The organism is Streptomyces sp. LARHCF249 (assembly GCF_052871255.1).
In genome coordinates this window covers 527,242-541,499 of the sequence record NZ_JBIXJQ010000004.1, presented here as the reverse complement: position 1 = coordinate 541,499, position 14,258 = coordinate 527,242, and the positions used below count along the sequence as shown (strand labels likewise).

The window sequence follows — 14,258 nt, the reverse complement described above, 5'->3', positions numbered from 1 at the left end:
GGTGTCCCGGCGGCGGATCTGGTCCAGGCGCGGTCGCGGGCTCCGGGTCGGTACCGCTGGTTGAGGGCTTTTACGACCAGGCCCTCGACGCCGGTGACGTCCCTCCAGTCCTCCAGCCAATCCCTGGCCTTGTCCGGGTCGGTGGTCATGGGACACAGGGTCCATGGGGCGGTCAGTGCGCGGGCCGCGAAGAGGACCTCCGGGCGTCGAAGGCGATGAAGAACGCCGGACTCTTCGCAGCGAGCGCGCCGGCAGTACGGCCGCGGGCGGCGGACGAGCGCTTCGACGTGTGCACTGCCTCGAACGCCGACGCAAGAGCGATCGCCTGGCCCTGACCGGTTCTCTGGTTTCGCCCTTCAGGGAAGGTTCACAAGAACGACCCCGGCAGCACCACAGGTCTGGTGGATTCGCTCTCCGTGTGTTTCGAACGCTGCTGAATCGCCTTCCAGAGCTGCCTTGAAATGCTCCATGAAGGTGAGTGCGAGCGCTGGTTCCCCGCCGCGGACGGCCAGCTGACTGGCCTCGTCCAGGCGGGTGTGCACCTCGGGGGTCGTGAGCGCGTCCAGAGAGCCCAGCAACTCGTCGTAGTGCTGGCAGGCCGAGCGGACCTCTTCGAGCCCGCCCGGAGGCGGGCCGAAGCTCCGGTCGGTCTTGTCCGTGGTGCACGCGAACACCGTCACGCTTCCGGCTAGGAGCAGCGCCGCCAGGCCGACCCGGCGTGCGGTGAGCCTGCCTTCTGTCGCCGCCTCGGCCACGGGCCGAGGCGGCGACTCCGGTCGGCCACGGCGACGTACGGCCCAGGCAACGCCCCCCACTGTGATGGCGAGCAGCGAGCAGGCCGTACCCCCGACGAGGATCCGCAACAGGGTGTTGCGCACGAGAGGCACCGAGATCCCGCTGCACGCGGCGGGGCGCAGAGCGAGCGCGTCGACACAGCCGGCGGCCAGGACACCGCCGAAGAGCACGGCCGTCAGCAGACACCCGGTCAGGAAGGCTGCCACGAGCCCGTAAAGGACGGCCATGCGCCCGTGCCGCGGCCGGAGCAAGGCTACCGTGGAGACCGCGACGAGGCCCTGAAGGAACATGGCGGCGACGAGGTTCCCGTGGGTGAAGGCGAGCAGGAAGCCGTCCATCGTACGGGTCCTCTCGGAGATGCCGGAATGGATCAGGAGGCGGGAGACGAGAGTGCCACCGAGGAAGGCCGCGGTGGCGGCCAGGCAGGTCAGGACGACCACGAAGGGCCAGGTCCTCCGGCCCCCTGCCGCAGTCTCCGCCGTGCTCCTCCCCGCCGTCGCCGACCGCGGTGGGTGCTGCAGGCGCGCGGCCAGCGGCAGCGCCCACACCACGACGAGCGCCAGGACCAGCGGGGTCCATTCCGCGAAGCGCAGGACCAGCGGATGCTGAACGGCCGACCAAAGCCAGTACGGCCCCGCCGGCGCCACCTGCGCCACAGCGCGGTGGTCGGCGCGGACCCCCTCCCCGATGGTGCCGAGCCAGTCCGCCGTGTCGGTGAGAACCATCCACGAGGCGATCACGACCGACAGGATCAGCGAGGCGGCGGCCCAGCCCACCGCCCACAGCGTGCGCCGTGGAGCGGCCGGAGCCCCCCAGGCTGCCGAGGACTGAGCGGCCCACCGTACGAAGAGGACGAGCATCACGGCCAGGGACAGCGCCCAGAGGGCGGCTGTCATGCCTTCGGACGAAGGCGGCCAGGGCGAGACCGCCCCCACCCCCCTGTCCACGGCGAGGGGCCTGCCGAGCACGAGCCCGGCCGCCAGGCCGAGTGCGGGGAACACCGTGTCCCGGACGGTGCGTCCGGACCGGGGCGTACGCCATGCTCCGAGGCCGATGACGGCCGCGATGGCCGGCGAGACCACGAGCGCCGCCGCCCATCGGCTGTTCAGCGGATCGGCCTCATGGGCCGTGAGCCACCACAGGATCAGGAACCCGCTGCCGGCACTCATGGCGGCCACTCCGGCCGCGCAGCACTCCCAGAACCCGATCCGGAACAGCCGCTCCGGATGGTGCACCATACGGATCCGCTGATCGGTGGTGGGATGGTTGCCGCGCAACGCCTTCCACCACGGGCGGCCATCGTCCGCTGCCGCCTCGAGCGCGGCCACCAAGTCCTCACGGACAACCCACGATGCCGCGCGTGCGTCCGCACCGTACTCCCGCACCCGCAGCACGGCCTGGGAGGTCAGGAAGACGAGGCCCAGCAGGACCGCGGCCCGCAACCCGACGCCGAGCGCGTCCTGGGGTGGGGAGCCGATCAGGCCGACGGCCAGGGGGAGCACGCCGAGGGGGAGAAAGGCCCAGGTCAACGACCGAGTGAGGCACTCGATGTCGGTATCCCGGTTCCGCAGGTGTGCCAGCTCGTGCAGCAACACGGCGCGGAACCGCGCGGGGTCCGCCCGGAACAAGGTGACGAACCCCGCGTCGAGGACCACGGCGTACCAGCCCGCGCGCCCGAACGCGTGGGCCGTGACCTCACCCCTGGACAGCCGCAGCAGGAATCGGGGTGGCCGGTGCAGGCCCGCCTCGGTCACCAGCTCGTGCAGGCGTCCCACGAGGGCCGCCTGTTCCGCGTCCGCTTCCGGGGCGAAAGCGGTCAGGTCGTGCCTGCGTACGTGCACCTTCGGGTCCGCCCAGTACAACAGCCCGGCGAGGGCCAGGAGGAGAGCGATCCCGGCCAGCACCCAGGGAGCCTTCGTCCGCTCGTACTCCGCGGTACAGGTAAGGAAGGAGTCCAGGAAAGCGCCGTTCCCCCCGGTCCGGCCGGCTGCCGCGGAGCACTGCTCATAGACCTCCTGCGCCCGGTCTGCGCCGGGTGCGAGGGCGAGGTACACGGTGTTGTAGACGAAGACGGACGCGCCCAACAACGCGGTGATAAGGAGGAGGAACCGGAACGTCGTCCCGGCGGGAAGCCCGGACGGTTCCGGTGAAGTCGCCGGTGCGGGAACCGTCGGCGTGGCAGGCGTCGGCATCGCGAACCCCCGAAGGGTGGTGGGCGGGCTCGGCTATGTGGTGAGGCTGCCGATCACCGCGTCGGCCAGCAGTCGGGCCCCGTCCTCGTCGATTCCGTATCGCAGGGCCTGTTCGTACACCTTCTGGCGGGTGGCCTCCCTCACCGCAGGGGGCAGCGCCTCAGCCGACTCGGCGGGGCGGGCGGTCCCGTCCACCGCATCGGTCTCCGGACCGGCCGCGGAGTCGATGGCCGCCCCAGCCGCCGGGGTAACGCTCGCCTCGGCGGAGTTCTCTCCCCCGGTCGGCTCCTCCCCCTCCGCCGGGTCCGGTCGCCGCCGCATGCGTCGCACCCGGGCACGTACCGAGCCCGCGCTCCGCTCCGTCGCCGTCAGCGCTAGGTGTGCGCCCACGGTGACCAGGGCGGTCTCGACCATCGCCAGCACGATGGGAGTCGCTATGGCGATCAGCTCACCGCCGCCGAAACCGAACCGCTCATCCTTCGGTGTCGCGGCCGCCCGCTTGCGCGCCGCCTTGAGCGCCTTGCGGGGATCCCGGAAGTAGGCCGTGCTCTCGGCGTGGAAGAGGACCAGCTCGTGCGGAGCGACGTCCTCCACCACCTCGCGGGCGATCTCCCTGAGGAGGTCTTCCTCCAGCACGTACGGCTCCGCCTGCGATCGGCTCACGCCCCACCCCCGGGTTGCACGGCTCGCGCCGGACGGCTTCCCTTCCGGTCGACCAACCCTACGCAGCAGCCAGGTGGCGTACCAGGGTCGTACAGGGCGCGCGTGAGTGCACTGCACGGCTCCCTCGCCCCGCGCACGCCCCCGGCAGCCGTCAGCAGGCAGGGCTCCAGGGCGGGAGGAGAGCCGCCGATCGGGGCAGGATCCCCGACCGTTGACGGACGACCCCACAGAAGGCAATCGCGAGGACGGCCGGCGGCGCCTACCAGTTCCGCCACGGGGAATCCCAGGAATGGCCGGCCTCCTCGGTAGCGGAAGTGACCGGGTCAGCCGAAGGGGACGTAGCTCTCCCCGTTGAGGAACAGGTACCCCTGGGGGCCGATCTCCCATACGTACGTCTGTGATCCCGCCTGGGTGTAGGTGGTGAGCTGGTTCCCGGCGACCGTGAAGCGGCCGACAAGGGTCGTGCCCCAGATGTCCATCTTGCACGTGCCGTCTGGGTAGAAGCTGTACACGGAGGACTTGAAGCCGTCGGAGCTGCCTCCGCTCCAACTTCCGATCAGTGCGGCCGGAATGCCGGCGACCCCGCCCCGGTCGTCGGAGAGGCCGCCGCCCGACACACCACCGCCGTCGTTGCCACCCGCACCGCCCCGACCACCCTCATCCCCGCCGCAAGCGCCGAGGGTGAGCAGTGCGCAGAGCAGCGCCCCGGATACTGCCGCCGTGCGTCGGGTCTTCCTCATGGAACCTCCAAGCGCTGCGGTAAGCGTTCAGCCCACCGTCGATCCAGCTGCACGCGAGCGCAAGGGAACGACAGAAAGTAGCGCATAGCGACCGGATCTGACCGTCTGGGCGATGCCCCCGCCGGTAAGCACGAGCCGACCGGCCACCAACGAGGCGTGCTTCTATACCTCTGCGCCTCCATCCCGCCGAAACCGGGAAACTGCTGAACAGGAAGTGGAAATCGGGTTCGGACTTCCGCAGGGACCGCAGCAGAGTGTGGTCCTTCGTCTCACCGTGCAGGGCGACCAGGACCGCGGCAAGGCTGAGTTCCTCGGTGGGGCCGCGGCGGGCCGCCTCCTACTGCAGGAGTATGCGCAAAAGCCGCAGATCGCCCGGCTGCCGTCGTACTGGGCTGGGCGCAGAACAGTGGCCCGCCGTACCGGATCGCCCGCAGTCGCGTCCCAGCAGGTGCGGTCTACCCGCATCCGGGCCAGTTCGGTCTGGCCGGGGGGAGGACCACCTGCCAGAGCGGCGGACGCTGGAGACGGTCCAGCAACTCGTACGCGCAGCCTTCATCCGCGTTCACCAGCGGGAACTCAGGCTCGGTCTGCAGAAGGGATTCCTGGAGCCTGCGCAGCAGTTCCCGCTTGCGGAGCCGGCGCAGGCCCAACCCGCTGAGCAGGGTGCTGCGATCGGCGTCCAGCTCGGGGCCGTCGGAGTCCCGAACCTCGTCTTCGGGCTGGTTGAACACCGCCTCCAGCGCTTCGTCATCGGCCGCGAGGTCGAGTTCGGTGTAGTCGCGCCAGCCCGGCAGACCGAAGAGGATCTCCAGGGCCTCGTCCATGCTGGCGCCGATGAGGCCGGCTTCGCCCTCGGAGCTCGCGTACAGCACAGCCCCGTCGGCACATATGAAGTAGGTTCCGCCGGTGTCGTCGCCGGCCACGGCCCTCAGCGGCGCTCCGCTCGCCAGATGGACCTCTTCCCCCGTGCTCAGGCCGGTCAAGATCAAAATCGAAGGATCCCGTCGCCAGCCTCGCCAGACCAGGATTCCGGCGCAGGACCCGTGCTGCGGGCACCGATGGTGCCGACGGCGTGGTGCAGGAGCCGGGCGAGGCCGTCGGCATGGGCCGGGTGCAGCGCGAGTTCGCGGCGTTTGCCGACCAGGACCCTCGAGCGGGATCCCGGGGCTGGCCTAGCCGAGTTCCGTGGTGACGCCGTGGGTGACCGTGCGGATAGGTCGTGGAGGTGGCCCATCGTCTCTGCCTCGGACAGCTCCGCCCCGTGCGGTGAAGGGAGGTCGTTCGGCTCGGTGAGGGACAGCAGCGCTGCCGGTCGCTCGAACGGCACGAGGCGGCCGACCGGTTCGGGGTGCGACGCGTGAAGGCGTGCCAGGGCACCAGCCCGGCCCAGCGGCTCCACCTCGTCGGGCTGCCCTCCTGCTTGCGTCTCACGCGGCTACATCTGCCTCGACACCGTCACCGCCGCCACCATAGTCATCTGGCTTCGCATGTGATCGACGGGCAAGCTAGTCGGCGACGACGGCCGTGTTCTGGCAGGCGGTCAGCAGCCAACGGCCGTCGGTCTGCTTGGAGGTCACGTACAGAGGGGCGCCTTCACTCTCCTCGCCCGGGGCCAGGTATCGCTGACGGACCTTGACCGCCGCGACGTCGGGGCGGATGAAGAGCACGTGGGTCACCTCGTAGGTGACCTTGCCGTCCCAGTTCGCCGCGGGGAGGACCTTGCGGGTGAACTCCGAGATTGCGTCAAGGCCGATGAGGACCTTGCCGTGGGCCGTCGTCCAGATCGCGTCCGGGTGAAAGAGGCCCAGGAACTCGTCGGGGTCCTTGTTCTGCTGGGAGTGCTCGACGGTGGCGACGAGCTGGCTGATGGCTTCGATGTCTGCCGCGTGGGCCTCGGATTCCAGGGTCATGTGCGTCATCTTCACACCTCAAGCGTGATAGAGGTCAAGTGTGTGATCACATCGCGATACCAAGATGACCGGACGCCCAGTGCGAGAGCCGCATGCTGCCCAGGGCAGTCTGGAGCCCAGGACAACGACCCGGCACGAGACGCCCGGCTAGTCGCCGGTCGTGCCGTCGAACATCTCGCGCAGGATGTCCAGATGGCCGTTGTGACGGGCCGTCTCCTCGGTGAGGTGAAGGAGGATCCAGCGCAGGTCGACATGGAGACCGTCCCGGACAGCTCGCTTGGCCTGGCTGTCCAGGCCATTCGCGGCGACCAGTTCGCGGTAGCGGGCGCTCTGCGCGGCGTATTCGTCGAGCAACTGCGTGAGCGGGAAGTCGACGGCGATACGCATCTCGCGGTCGGGGTCCTCCTCGGTCCAGGGGCCACGGTCTTCCTCGCCGAGGAAGACGACCTGGAACCAGTAGTACTCAACCCAGCGGAGGTGGTTGATCACTCCGCTCATGGTCATCAGCGGTGACCCCGGCAGGAGCGCCTTGCGGGCGTTCTCCGCAGAGACGCCATCGCACTTGGCGCGGGCGGTGTCACGTGTGTAGTCGAGAACTGTGGTGAGCTGGGTGCGCTCGTCCCACGTTCGTGGTGTGTCGTCGATTCTGGTCATCGCGCGAAGCGTCCCTGATCACCGCGACCGATGTCGAGGCATTTATCGGCGGGCCCAACCTGCTCCGCGTAAGACCTGTCCGGCCGATCATGTTCGAAGCCAAATGGCGCGTGCCGCGGCGCTCGCAGTGCCGAGGTAGACGTAACGGCGCTCGTCGTAGCGGGTGGCCACCGCCCGGTGTCGCTCGAGGCGGTTGATGGCCCGTTCGACGGTGTTGCGCTTCTTGTACCGCTCTTCGTCGAAGCCGGGCGGCCGTCCGCCGCGTGAGCCTTGACGCGGGCGGGCGGCCTGGCTGCCAGTATTCTCCGGGATGGTGCACCGGATGCCCCGCCGCCGGAGGTACTCGCGGCAGGGCCCGTTGCTGTAGGCCTTGTCGGCCGCGACACTGTCCGGCTACTTGCGGGGCCTTCCCGACCCGATCTTCAGGACTCGGATCTTCTCCAGTACCGGCTTGAACTGTGTCCAGTCCGCCCGCTGTCCCGGTGTGACGATCAGGGGCAGCGGGCGGCAGCAGGCGTCCGCGATCAGGTGGATGTTGCTGGTGAACCCGACCCACGAGCGGCCAAGGCCCTCGCCGCCTGGACACCTTCACCAGGCGGGCGTGAAGGCTCTGCCACGCGGTTTCGTTCTGATGTTCCGGAACCCGATCCCCCTTTGAGGCGGGGCCGGTAGCCGGGTCGGTGCGAGCGCTGGCCGCGTGCTGGTGTGCTCGCACGATGATGGAGTCGACCGAGATGTCCCAATGACGGTTTTCCACGGCCCGAATCGTTCGGGTAGGGCACGCCACTGCACACCGGTCCGCACCCGGTGCAGAATCCCGTCGATCACCTGCCGGTGATCCCGCCACCTACCACAACGCCGGTTGCTGACCGGCAGGAACGCCCGCAGCCGTTCCCACTCGGCATCACTCAGATCATCCCGCCCCGTGCTCACATCAACGGCCTGGGCGCGGGTCAGTCACGTGGTCGGCCGGACAACTGCGACCCTTCGTCAGACTCCCGCCCGGCGCGCGCGCAGGCGCTGCCAGGCGGCGATGCCCAGGGTGATGCCCCAGGTCAGGAAGAGGGCGTACCAGAACAGCGCCCAGGCCGCCTGCGGGTGAGCGTCCTGGGCGGCGAAGGCCGGGGCCGAGACCACGCGGTCGGCGGAGATCAGGTACTGCATCGCGAAGTACGTGAAGCCCCAGAGGGCCATGCCGATCGCGGCGAGCCCCGACGGGACGGCGATGAGCAGGGCCGGGATACGGCGGCCCCAGGGGCGGACCAGGGCGAGGGAGAGCACGCCGCCGAACACAGCCAGGGCGCCCATCATCCAGTAGCCGACCACGGCCTCCAGGTTTCCGTGAGGGGCCGTGGCGAAGTCCCCGGGGAACATCGCCGAGATACCGGCCCCCCACCAGAAGTGGGGCGCCGCGTATCCCAGGGCCGCTACGGCAGCCACGTAACCGGGCCATGCGGGCTGACGGGCGGGCAGTGAGGTCGCGCTCTCGGTCGCCATCAGGTCCTCCAAAATGCTCGGGTTCGAGTGGCGGTCCGATGTCCCCCCGCCGTGAACAAGCCTCTCCGAACAGGCGCCTCCCGCGGATCAGGCAGCCGCACGATTGCGTACTCCCCCACCCGGGGGAGCCCGGTCCACCCTGGGTAGGCCCGTCGGCCGCCAGGCTGAGGAGTGCCGCGGTGCTCACCGCGCTGGCCGTGGGAACCGGCACCCAGCTGCTCGCCTACCTAGCGGCCGGAATGCTCACCGGAGCTGTGAGGGTCTACCGCCGCACCGTTGAGCCGCGCCCCTACGACCTCTTGGCCGGCCTCGGTGACCAGGCGCAGCGGCTGGTGCTACCGCCCCTGACCGGCGCCGAGGTGGTCGTGGCACTGGTGGAGCGCGAACAGGTTGCGGTGCCCGGAAGGGTTGTCGGGCAGGTTGCGGCGGAGTCGCGCGTAGAGGGACTTCTTGGCCTCGGCTTCGCCGGAGATGTGGTGGGTGTCCTGCCACCAGCTCTGGAGGTCGCTCCAATGGCCGGTGCAAGAGGCCACTGGGACAGGGAAAACGCAACTTCGACACGGCCCGCGGAGGCAGCTACCTTCACCTGGTCTTCGGCGATCGCCCACGGTCGCACAGGAGTTCCTTCAGCCTGAGCCACCCGCGACGGGTGAGTCGGTCACGCCCCCACGATTCCTCGCCCCCATGCGTGAGCCACCGAACCGGGTCCACACCAGGCACCCCCAACCAGGGAGAGACGCATGCCCCATCTTGCTCTGTACACATTCGGCGTCCTGAAGTCACCTCTCGCCGATCCCGCACCTCTCACGCGCGAGTTCTACGACATTGGTGAGGCCGTCTACCGGAAGGTCAGCCAGCACCCCGGATACCTCGCGCGTGCTGAAGCGGCAGACGGTGACCGGGGCATGCTCTTCGGGGCGGACTGGGGTGCATGGGGAGAGTTCGCCGTACCGACCTGGTACGGCAAGGGCCGTACGGCGGAAACCACCGCCCTGGCCGCGACACTCTCACTCTGGACCGACCTGCGCCCCGCCTTCGACGCCGTCTACACCGGTCTGCACCGTGAGGCGCTGAACAGGCGTTACGACTGGTTCGAGAGGACAGGGCACCCGAATTACGTGTGCTGGTGGGTCTCCGGCGGCGTGATACCCACCTGGCGGGACGGGGTTTCCAGGCTGGAACACCTCCACGACCACGGCTCCGTGCCGCACGCCTTCACCTTCCACCACTCGTTCGCCCCGGAGGGAACTCCGACCAGGATCAAGGGCATCGGGCCGAAGAGCGACCAGTCTCGCTGACAAGGAAGCCTGAACGACTGGGTTCGCTGTCAGACACCTCGATTGAATGACGGCGACTCGGTCTTCGTCGATCGCCCGACCTCCAGCTCGGCACGCAGGACATCGAGGGCTTCCTCCATCCGCGGTCCGCCGTGCACGCCAGTTCTCCTCGGTTCGCGAACCTGCACCCTTTGTAGGCATGATCAATGTCGATGAATTCGGGCGCCACTTGCAGCCCAGCGGGCGTTGCCCCTGCCAGCCCCCAGCCGCCAGCCGCCAGCCGCCTCGCACGAGCCCGCTACCTGGTTTTGGCCTGGACCCGGACTTGGTGGGTCAGCGGGCGAGGGAGACGGCGAAGGGCTTGAAGCCGTGTCGGCGCAGGATGTGGGGCACGACCAGGATCATGGCCTCGGTGGCGCGGGCCGTGGTGATGTCGCCGAGGTCCTCGATCCGTTCGGGCTGCCAGCCCAGGTCGCCGAGCAGGCCGGTGACGGTCCTCTTCGCGTGTTCGTCATCGCCCGAGAGATAGGCGGTCGGTGGGGTGGCCAGGGTTTCGGGAGCGGTCATGACCATGAAGAGCATGGTGTTGAGGGTCTTGACCACACGGCTGTCGGGGAGCGCGGCCTGGAGCTTCTCCGCGAGGCTGCTGCCGGGATAGCACAGGTCGCCGGGCAGGCCGTGACCGTCGTCGCGGGTGGCGTTGGAGACGTCGATGAGGATCTTGCCGGCAAGTTCGGTGCGCAGGTCGGTGAGGCGGTCCAGGGAGCTGTCGCCGGGCGTCGCGTTGATCACGATGTCCGCGGTGCGGGCGGTGGTGCGATGGTCGGCGAAGGCGATCCGCGGGGCGAGCCCGGCGGTGCGGCCGGCGGTGTCTTCGGGGTCCCGGCCGCCGAGGGTGACGTGGTGTCCGGCTGCGGAGAGCTTGCCGGCGAGGTTGGTTCCGACGCGGCCGGTGCCCAGGATGCCGATGCTGGTCATGCGGTGATGCTCCTTGGTGGTATCGGGTGGGAAAGAGCGGAGATGTCGGGTCAGGCGATCGGCGAGAGGACCTTGAGGGCGGCGCCGTGGATGCCGGGGGCGGCGGCCAGGAAGTCGCGGCTGCCGGTGTTCCAGGGTTCGCCCACCAGGTCGGTGACGGTGCCGCCTGCCTCGGAGACCAGCAGGGCGCCGGCGACCAGGCCGGAGCGGACGTCGGAGAACTGCCAGAACGCGTCCATGCGTCCGGCGGCGACGTGGATGAGCTGCATCGTGGCGGGAACGGACACGCGCACGACCAGGCCGTTGATGAGCATGGCGGTGACGGAGTCACCGATCCGCCGGAAGGTGCGCTCGTCCTCGCCGGGCTTGGCCTGGCCGGTGCCGACGAGCGCGGCGCCCAGGTCGGTCTTGGCGGACACCTTCAGGGGCCGGTCGTTGAGGCGGGCACCGCCGCCGGCGACCGCGGTGTAGGTGTCGCCGGTCAGCGGCAGGTGGACGACGGTGAGTACCGGCTGGTTGTCGCGGACCAGGGTGGCGGTGACGGCCCAGTCCTCCATGCCGTGGACGTGGTTGATGTTGCCCTCGGCGGGGTCGACGACCCACCACTCCCCGGGCGGGAGCGCGCCGCCGGCCAGCTCATCCTCGGTCCACTGCGACCCCGGCCGGGCCTGCAGCAGCGGTGCCCGCAGCACGTCCAGCACCGCGTCGTCGTTGGCGTGGATCTCGCCCACGACCTCGTCCAGACTCACGCCCCGGGCGTGCGAGGTGTAGCGGTCGCGGAGCGTGACACCGGCGGCCTTCACCGCGGCGGTCACGTCGGACATGAGGGTCGTACCGGCGTCGAAAGGCATGGCGGTGCTCATGGTGGGCTCCCTGGGATTGGTCGAAGCGGGGCGGTTGTCTCGCCCCCGCACTTCGAAGGTAAGCCGCTCGATCATTAACAACAAGTGCATGCTTGTCACTTGTAGAGTTACTGGCATGCAACTGGACCTGAACCTGCTCACGGCCCTGGACGCCCTGCTGGAAGAGGGCAGCGTCGCCGGCGCGGCAGCACGCCTCCACGTCACCGCACCGGCGATGAGCCGCTCCCTGGGCCGCATCCGCAAGGCCACCGGTGACCAGATCCTGGTCCGCACCGGCCGCAGCATGGTCCCCACTACCCGCGCGCTGGCCATGCGCGCCGAGGTCCACGCCCTGGTGCAGCAGGCCCACCAACTCCTGTCCGCGCAGCAGGAACTCGACCTGGCGGCCCTGGACCGGGTGTTCACCGTGCGCTGGCACGACGCCCTGACCGCCGCATGCGGCACGGCCCTGATCACCGCCGTCCACCGCGAGGCCCCCGGAGTCCGGCTGCGCCTGTCTGCCGAACCCGGGACGGACGACGCCGAGCTGCGTCGGGGTGAGGTCGACCTCGAATCAAGCTCCAGCGCTCCGGCGCTCCCCGACATCCGCCACCGCCTCGTCGGCAAGGACCGGCTGGTCGTCGCCGTCCGACCGGGCCACCCGCTCACCGCAGGCCCGCTGAGCCTTGAGCGTTACGCAGCCGCCGAACACCTCACCGTTTCGCGGCGCGGAAGCCTGCGCGACCCGATCGACGACGCCCTGAGCGCGCGCGGCCTCGAACGACGCGTCGTCGCCGCCGGGCCCACCGTCGCCTTCGCACTGCAACTCGCCCTCGACACGGACTTGGTCGTCACCCTCCCCGGCGCGGTCACCCGCACGGCCCGGGAACAACTCGGCCTGGCCACACTGCCGCCGCCACTCCCGCTGCCCGACGTACCCCTGTACCTGCTGTGGCACCAGCGCTACGACAACGACCGCGCCCACACCTGGCTGCGAGAGCTGGCCACCGAAGCCGTCCAGGCACTTTCACACCACCGACCACCTCTCAACAGCCCCTCACCAACCGGACCGGGAAGTGACGGACACGCCCGGGGAAAGGCCAGCACCGCCCGGTGCAGCCTGCGCCAGAGCCGGGCGGGCCTCGGGTCCACGCAATGAATCGAGGTGTGCGGTGGCGGGCGAGACTCCGAACGGCTCCCGGCAGATACCGCCACGCGCGCCGCTCGTCAGCACGTACACCACAGCCGTGAACACCGCCGCTCGTCCAGCGGAGTTCGTTCAGAACCGGCCGACGCGACAGATCAACCCCCACACGGTGCAGCAGCATCATGCCGCACCACCGAAGCACCACGCGAGACGTCCGCCAATTCTGAGCGGGTCAGCCGCGCTTTATTCCGCGTCCTCACGCGACGCAACCGTCGCGTTGGCGAGAAGACCTCAGCCCTTCGGCCGGCCGAACTCCAGCCATGCGCAGATCCCGACCATGACCAGGATCACCACGGCATCCGGCCCGGTCAGTGCCCACGTCTCGCCAGGATCGAAAATGTGGACGAGGATCGCCAACACACCCAGGATCACCGTGCCGCCCATGACCTTGGCGATGAACCCGGACAGCGTCCCCTTCGCCGACTTGCCCTCGGCGGCATAGACATCCTGGACGGTGATGACCCCGCCGGGGCCGGTTCCCTTGACCGTGGGGAGATCGATGCCCTGCTCGGCGGCGCGCTTACGGGCCGAAGCCGTGGCGCGGACCTCCACCTTCGTCGGCTTCGGGACGCGCGTGACCACCTCGGTCGTTTTCTCCGACGCGGTCGTCGTACTCTCCAGCGCGTCGAGCAGCGTCAGCGCCTCTGTCACTGTGGGCCGTTGGTCCGGGTCCTTCTCGAGCAGCGCGGTGATCAGTGGCTCCAGGCGCCCCGCGTGCCGCGGGGGCTGCTCGGTCAGGAGGGCAGTCAGGGTGGCGGTGGGATTCGCTCGGCGAAAGGGTGAGGTCCCTTCGACAGCCTGGTAGAGCGTCGCCCCGAGCGAGAACAGGTCGCTCGCCGGGTGGTCCTCGGCACCGTTGGCGCGCTCGGGGGCGACGTACTCCAGAGAGCCGATGAATGCGCCGGTTGTGGTGAGGGAAGTGTCGGTGGAGTGGACGGCGATGCCGAAGTCGGTGAGCAGGAACTCGTCGTCGGCGAGCATGACGTTGGCGGGTTTGACGTCACGATGGATGATTCCCGCGCTGTGAGCCGCTGCTAAGGCCTGGAGCAGGCAGCGGGCGGCGTGGGCCGCGCTCTCCACCGGCAGGGGTCCCTCGATCTCGAGATGCCGCTCCAGCGAGTGCCCGTCGACCAGACGCATGACCATCCACGGCCGGTCGTCCTCGGTGATCATGTCGTGGACAGCGACGATGTACGGCTGGTCGCGCAGTGCCGCGGCGTTCTGGGCCTCGCGCCGGGCCCGGGCCAAGCGTTCGGAGTGCTCCTTCGGGGAGGTCGCCGGAGGCAGGTACACCTCCTTGACGGCGACACCGACGTCGAGGTCCATATCGTGCGCCCGCCAGACGATGCCGAAGCCGCCGCGGGCCAGCTCCTCGTCGAGACGGAACCGGCCACCGATCACCGTGCCCGGCTGTGTCTGCTGCACCATGGCCCACCCGTTGTTATTGAGAACGCGTCAAGTGTGCTTGTCCCACGATATCGGGTGGCCTCCCGACGCGCGGCA

13 protein-coding genes and 1 pseudogene are annotated in these 14,258 nt (G+C 69.5%); 2 read left to right on the top strand and 12 right to left on the bottom strand.

Annotated elements, in window-relative coordinates; genetic code table 11:
• Positions 1-356: 356 nt before the first annotated feature.
• The 9 genes and pseudogenes from ACIPUC_RS14215 to ACIPUC_RS14175 form a co-directional block, all read right to left on the bottom strand.
• Entirely contained in the window at positions 357-2,879 is a 2,523-nt protein-coding gene (locus ACIPUC_RS14215) for a M48 family metalloprotease (RefSeq protein ID WP_446589513.1), read from the bottom strand.
• A 141-nt stretch (positions 2,880-3,020) separates the two neighbouring features.
• Positions 3,021-3,650 (bottom strand): hypothetical protein, encoded by a 630-nt coding sequence (locus ACIPUC_RS14210; RefSeq protein ID WP_446589512.1) that lies wholly within the window; start codon positions 3,648-3,650, stop codon positions 3,021-3,023.
• Positions 3,651-3,973: 323 nt separating this feature from the next.
• Complete coding sequence (locus ACIPUC_RS14205; RefSeq protein WP_446589511.1) at positions 3,974-4,390, bottom strand: hypothetical protein; 417 nt, start codon at positions 4,388-4,390, stop codon at positions 3,974-3,976.
• Positions 4,391-4,845: 455 nt separating this feature from the next.
• Complete coding sequence (locus ACIPUC_RS14200; RefSeq protein ID WP_446589509.1) at positions 4,846-5,373, bottom strand: hypothetical protein; 528 nt, start codon at positions 5,371-5,373, stop codon at positions 4,846-4,848.
• A gap of 522 nt (positions 5,374-5,895) precedes the next feature.
• Positions 5,896-6,309: an SgcJ/EcaC family oxidoreductase gene (locus ACIPUC_RS14195; protein ID WP_446589508.1), complete on the bottom strand. Its 414-nt coding sequence runs from the start codon at positions 6,307-6,309 to the stop codon at positions 5,896-5,898.
• 138 nt (positions 6,310-6,447) lie between these two features.
• Positions 6,448-6,954: a DinB family protein gene (locus ACIPUC_RS14190; RefSeq protein ID WP_446589507.1), complete on the bottom strand. Its 507-nt coding sequence runs from the start codon at positions 6,952-6,954 to the stop codon at positions 6,448-6,450.
• Between the two features lie 87 nt (positions 6,955-7,041).
• A pseudogene (locus ACIPUC_RS14185) lies at positions 7,042-7,887 on the bottom strand (IS5 family transposase).
• A gap of 57 nt (positions 7,888-7,944) precedes the next feature.
• A complete protein-coding gene (locus ACIPUC_RS14180; protein WP_446589506.1) occupies positions 7,945-8,451 on the bottom strand; it encodes a DUF3995 domain-containing protein in 507 nt (168 codons plus the stop codon).
• A gap of 335 nt (positions 8,452-8,786) precedes the next feature.
• Positions 8,787-8,984, bottom strand: coding sequence for a hypothetical protein (locus ACIPUC_RS14175; protein ID WP_446589505.1), 198 nt, complete (start codon positions 8,982-8,984; stop codon positions 8,787-8,789).
• 207 nt (positions 8,985-9,191) lie between these two features.
• Between ACIPUC_RS14175 and ACIPUC_RS14170 the strand changes: the two genes are divergently transcribed.
• Positions 9,192-9,749 (top strand): DUF3291 domain-containing protein, encoded by a 558-nt coding sequence (locus ACIPUC_RS14170; RefSeq protein ID WP_446589503.1) that lies wholly within the window; start codon positions 9,192-9,194, stop codon positions 9,747-9,749.
• A gap of 312 nt (positions 9,750-10,061) precedes the next feature.
• Here the strand turns inward: ACIPUC_RS14170 and ACIPUC_RS14165 are convergent, their stop codons facing one another.
• A complete protein-coding gene (locus ACIPUC_RS14165; protein WP_446589502.1) occupies positions 10,062-10,706 on the bottom strand; it encodes an NADPH-dependent F420 reductase in 645 nt (214 codons plus the stop codon).
• Positions 10,707-10,756: 50 nt separating this feature from the next.
• Entirely contained in the window at positions 10,757-11,569 is an 813-nt protein-coding gene (locus tag ACIPUC_RS14160) for an inositol monophosphatase family protein (RefSeq protein WP_446589501.1), read from the bottom strand.
• Between the two features lie 115 nt (positions 11,570-11,684).
• Here ACIPUC_RS14160 and ACIPUC_RS14155 point away from each other — a divergent pair, with 115 nt between their 5' ends.
• Positions 11,685-12,707 carry a LysR family transcriptional regulator gene (locus tag ACIPUC_RS14155; RefSeq protein WP_446589500.1) on the top strand — a complete coding sequence of 341 codons (1,023 nt, stop codon included), beginning with the start codon at positions 11,685-11,687 and terminating at the stop codon, positions 12,705-12,707.
• Between the two features lie 279 nt (positions 12,708-12,986).
• Here the strand turns inward: ACIPUC_RS14155 and ACIPUC_RS14150 are convergent, their stop codons facing one another.
• Entirely contained in the window at positions 12,987-14,183 is a 1,197-nt protein-coding gene (locus ACIPUC_RS14150; RefSeq protein ID WP_446589499.1) for a protein kinase domain-containing protein, read from the bottom strand.
• Between the last annotated feature and the right edge of the window lie 75 nt (positions 14,184-14,258).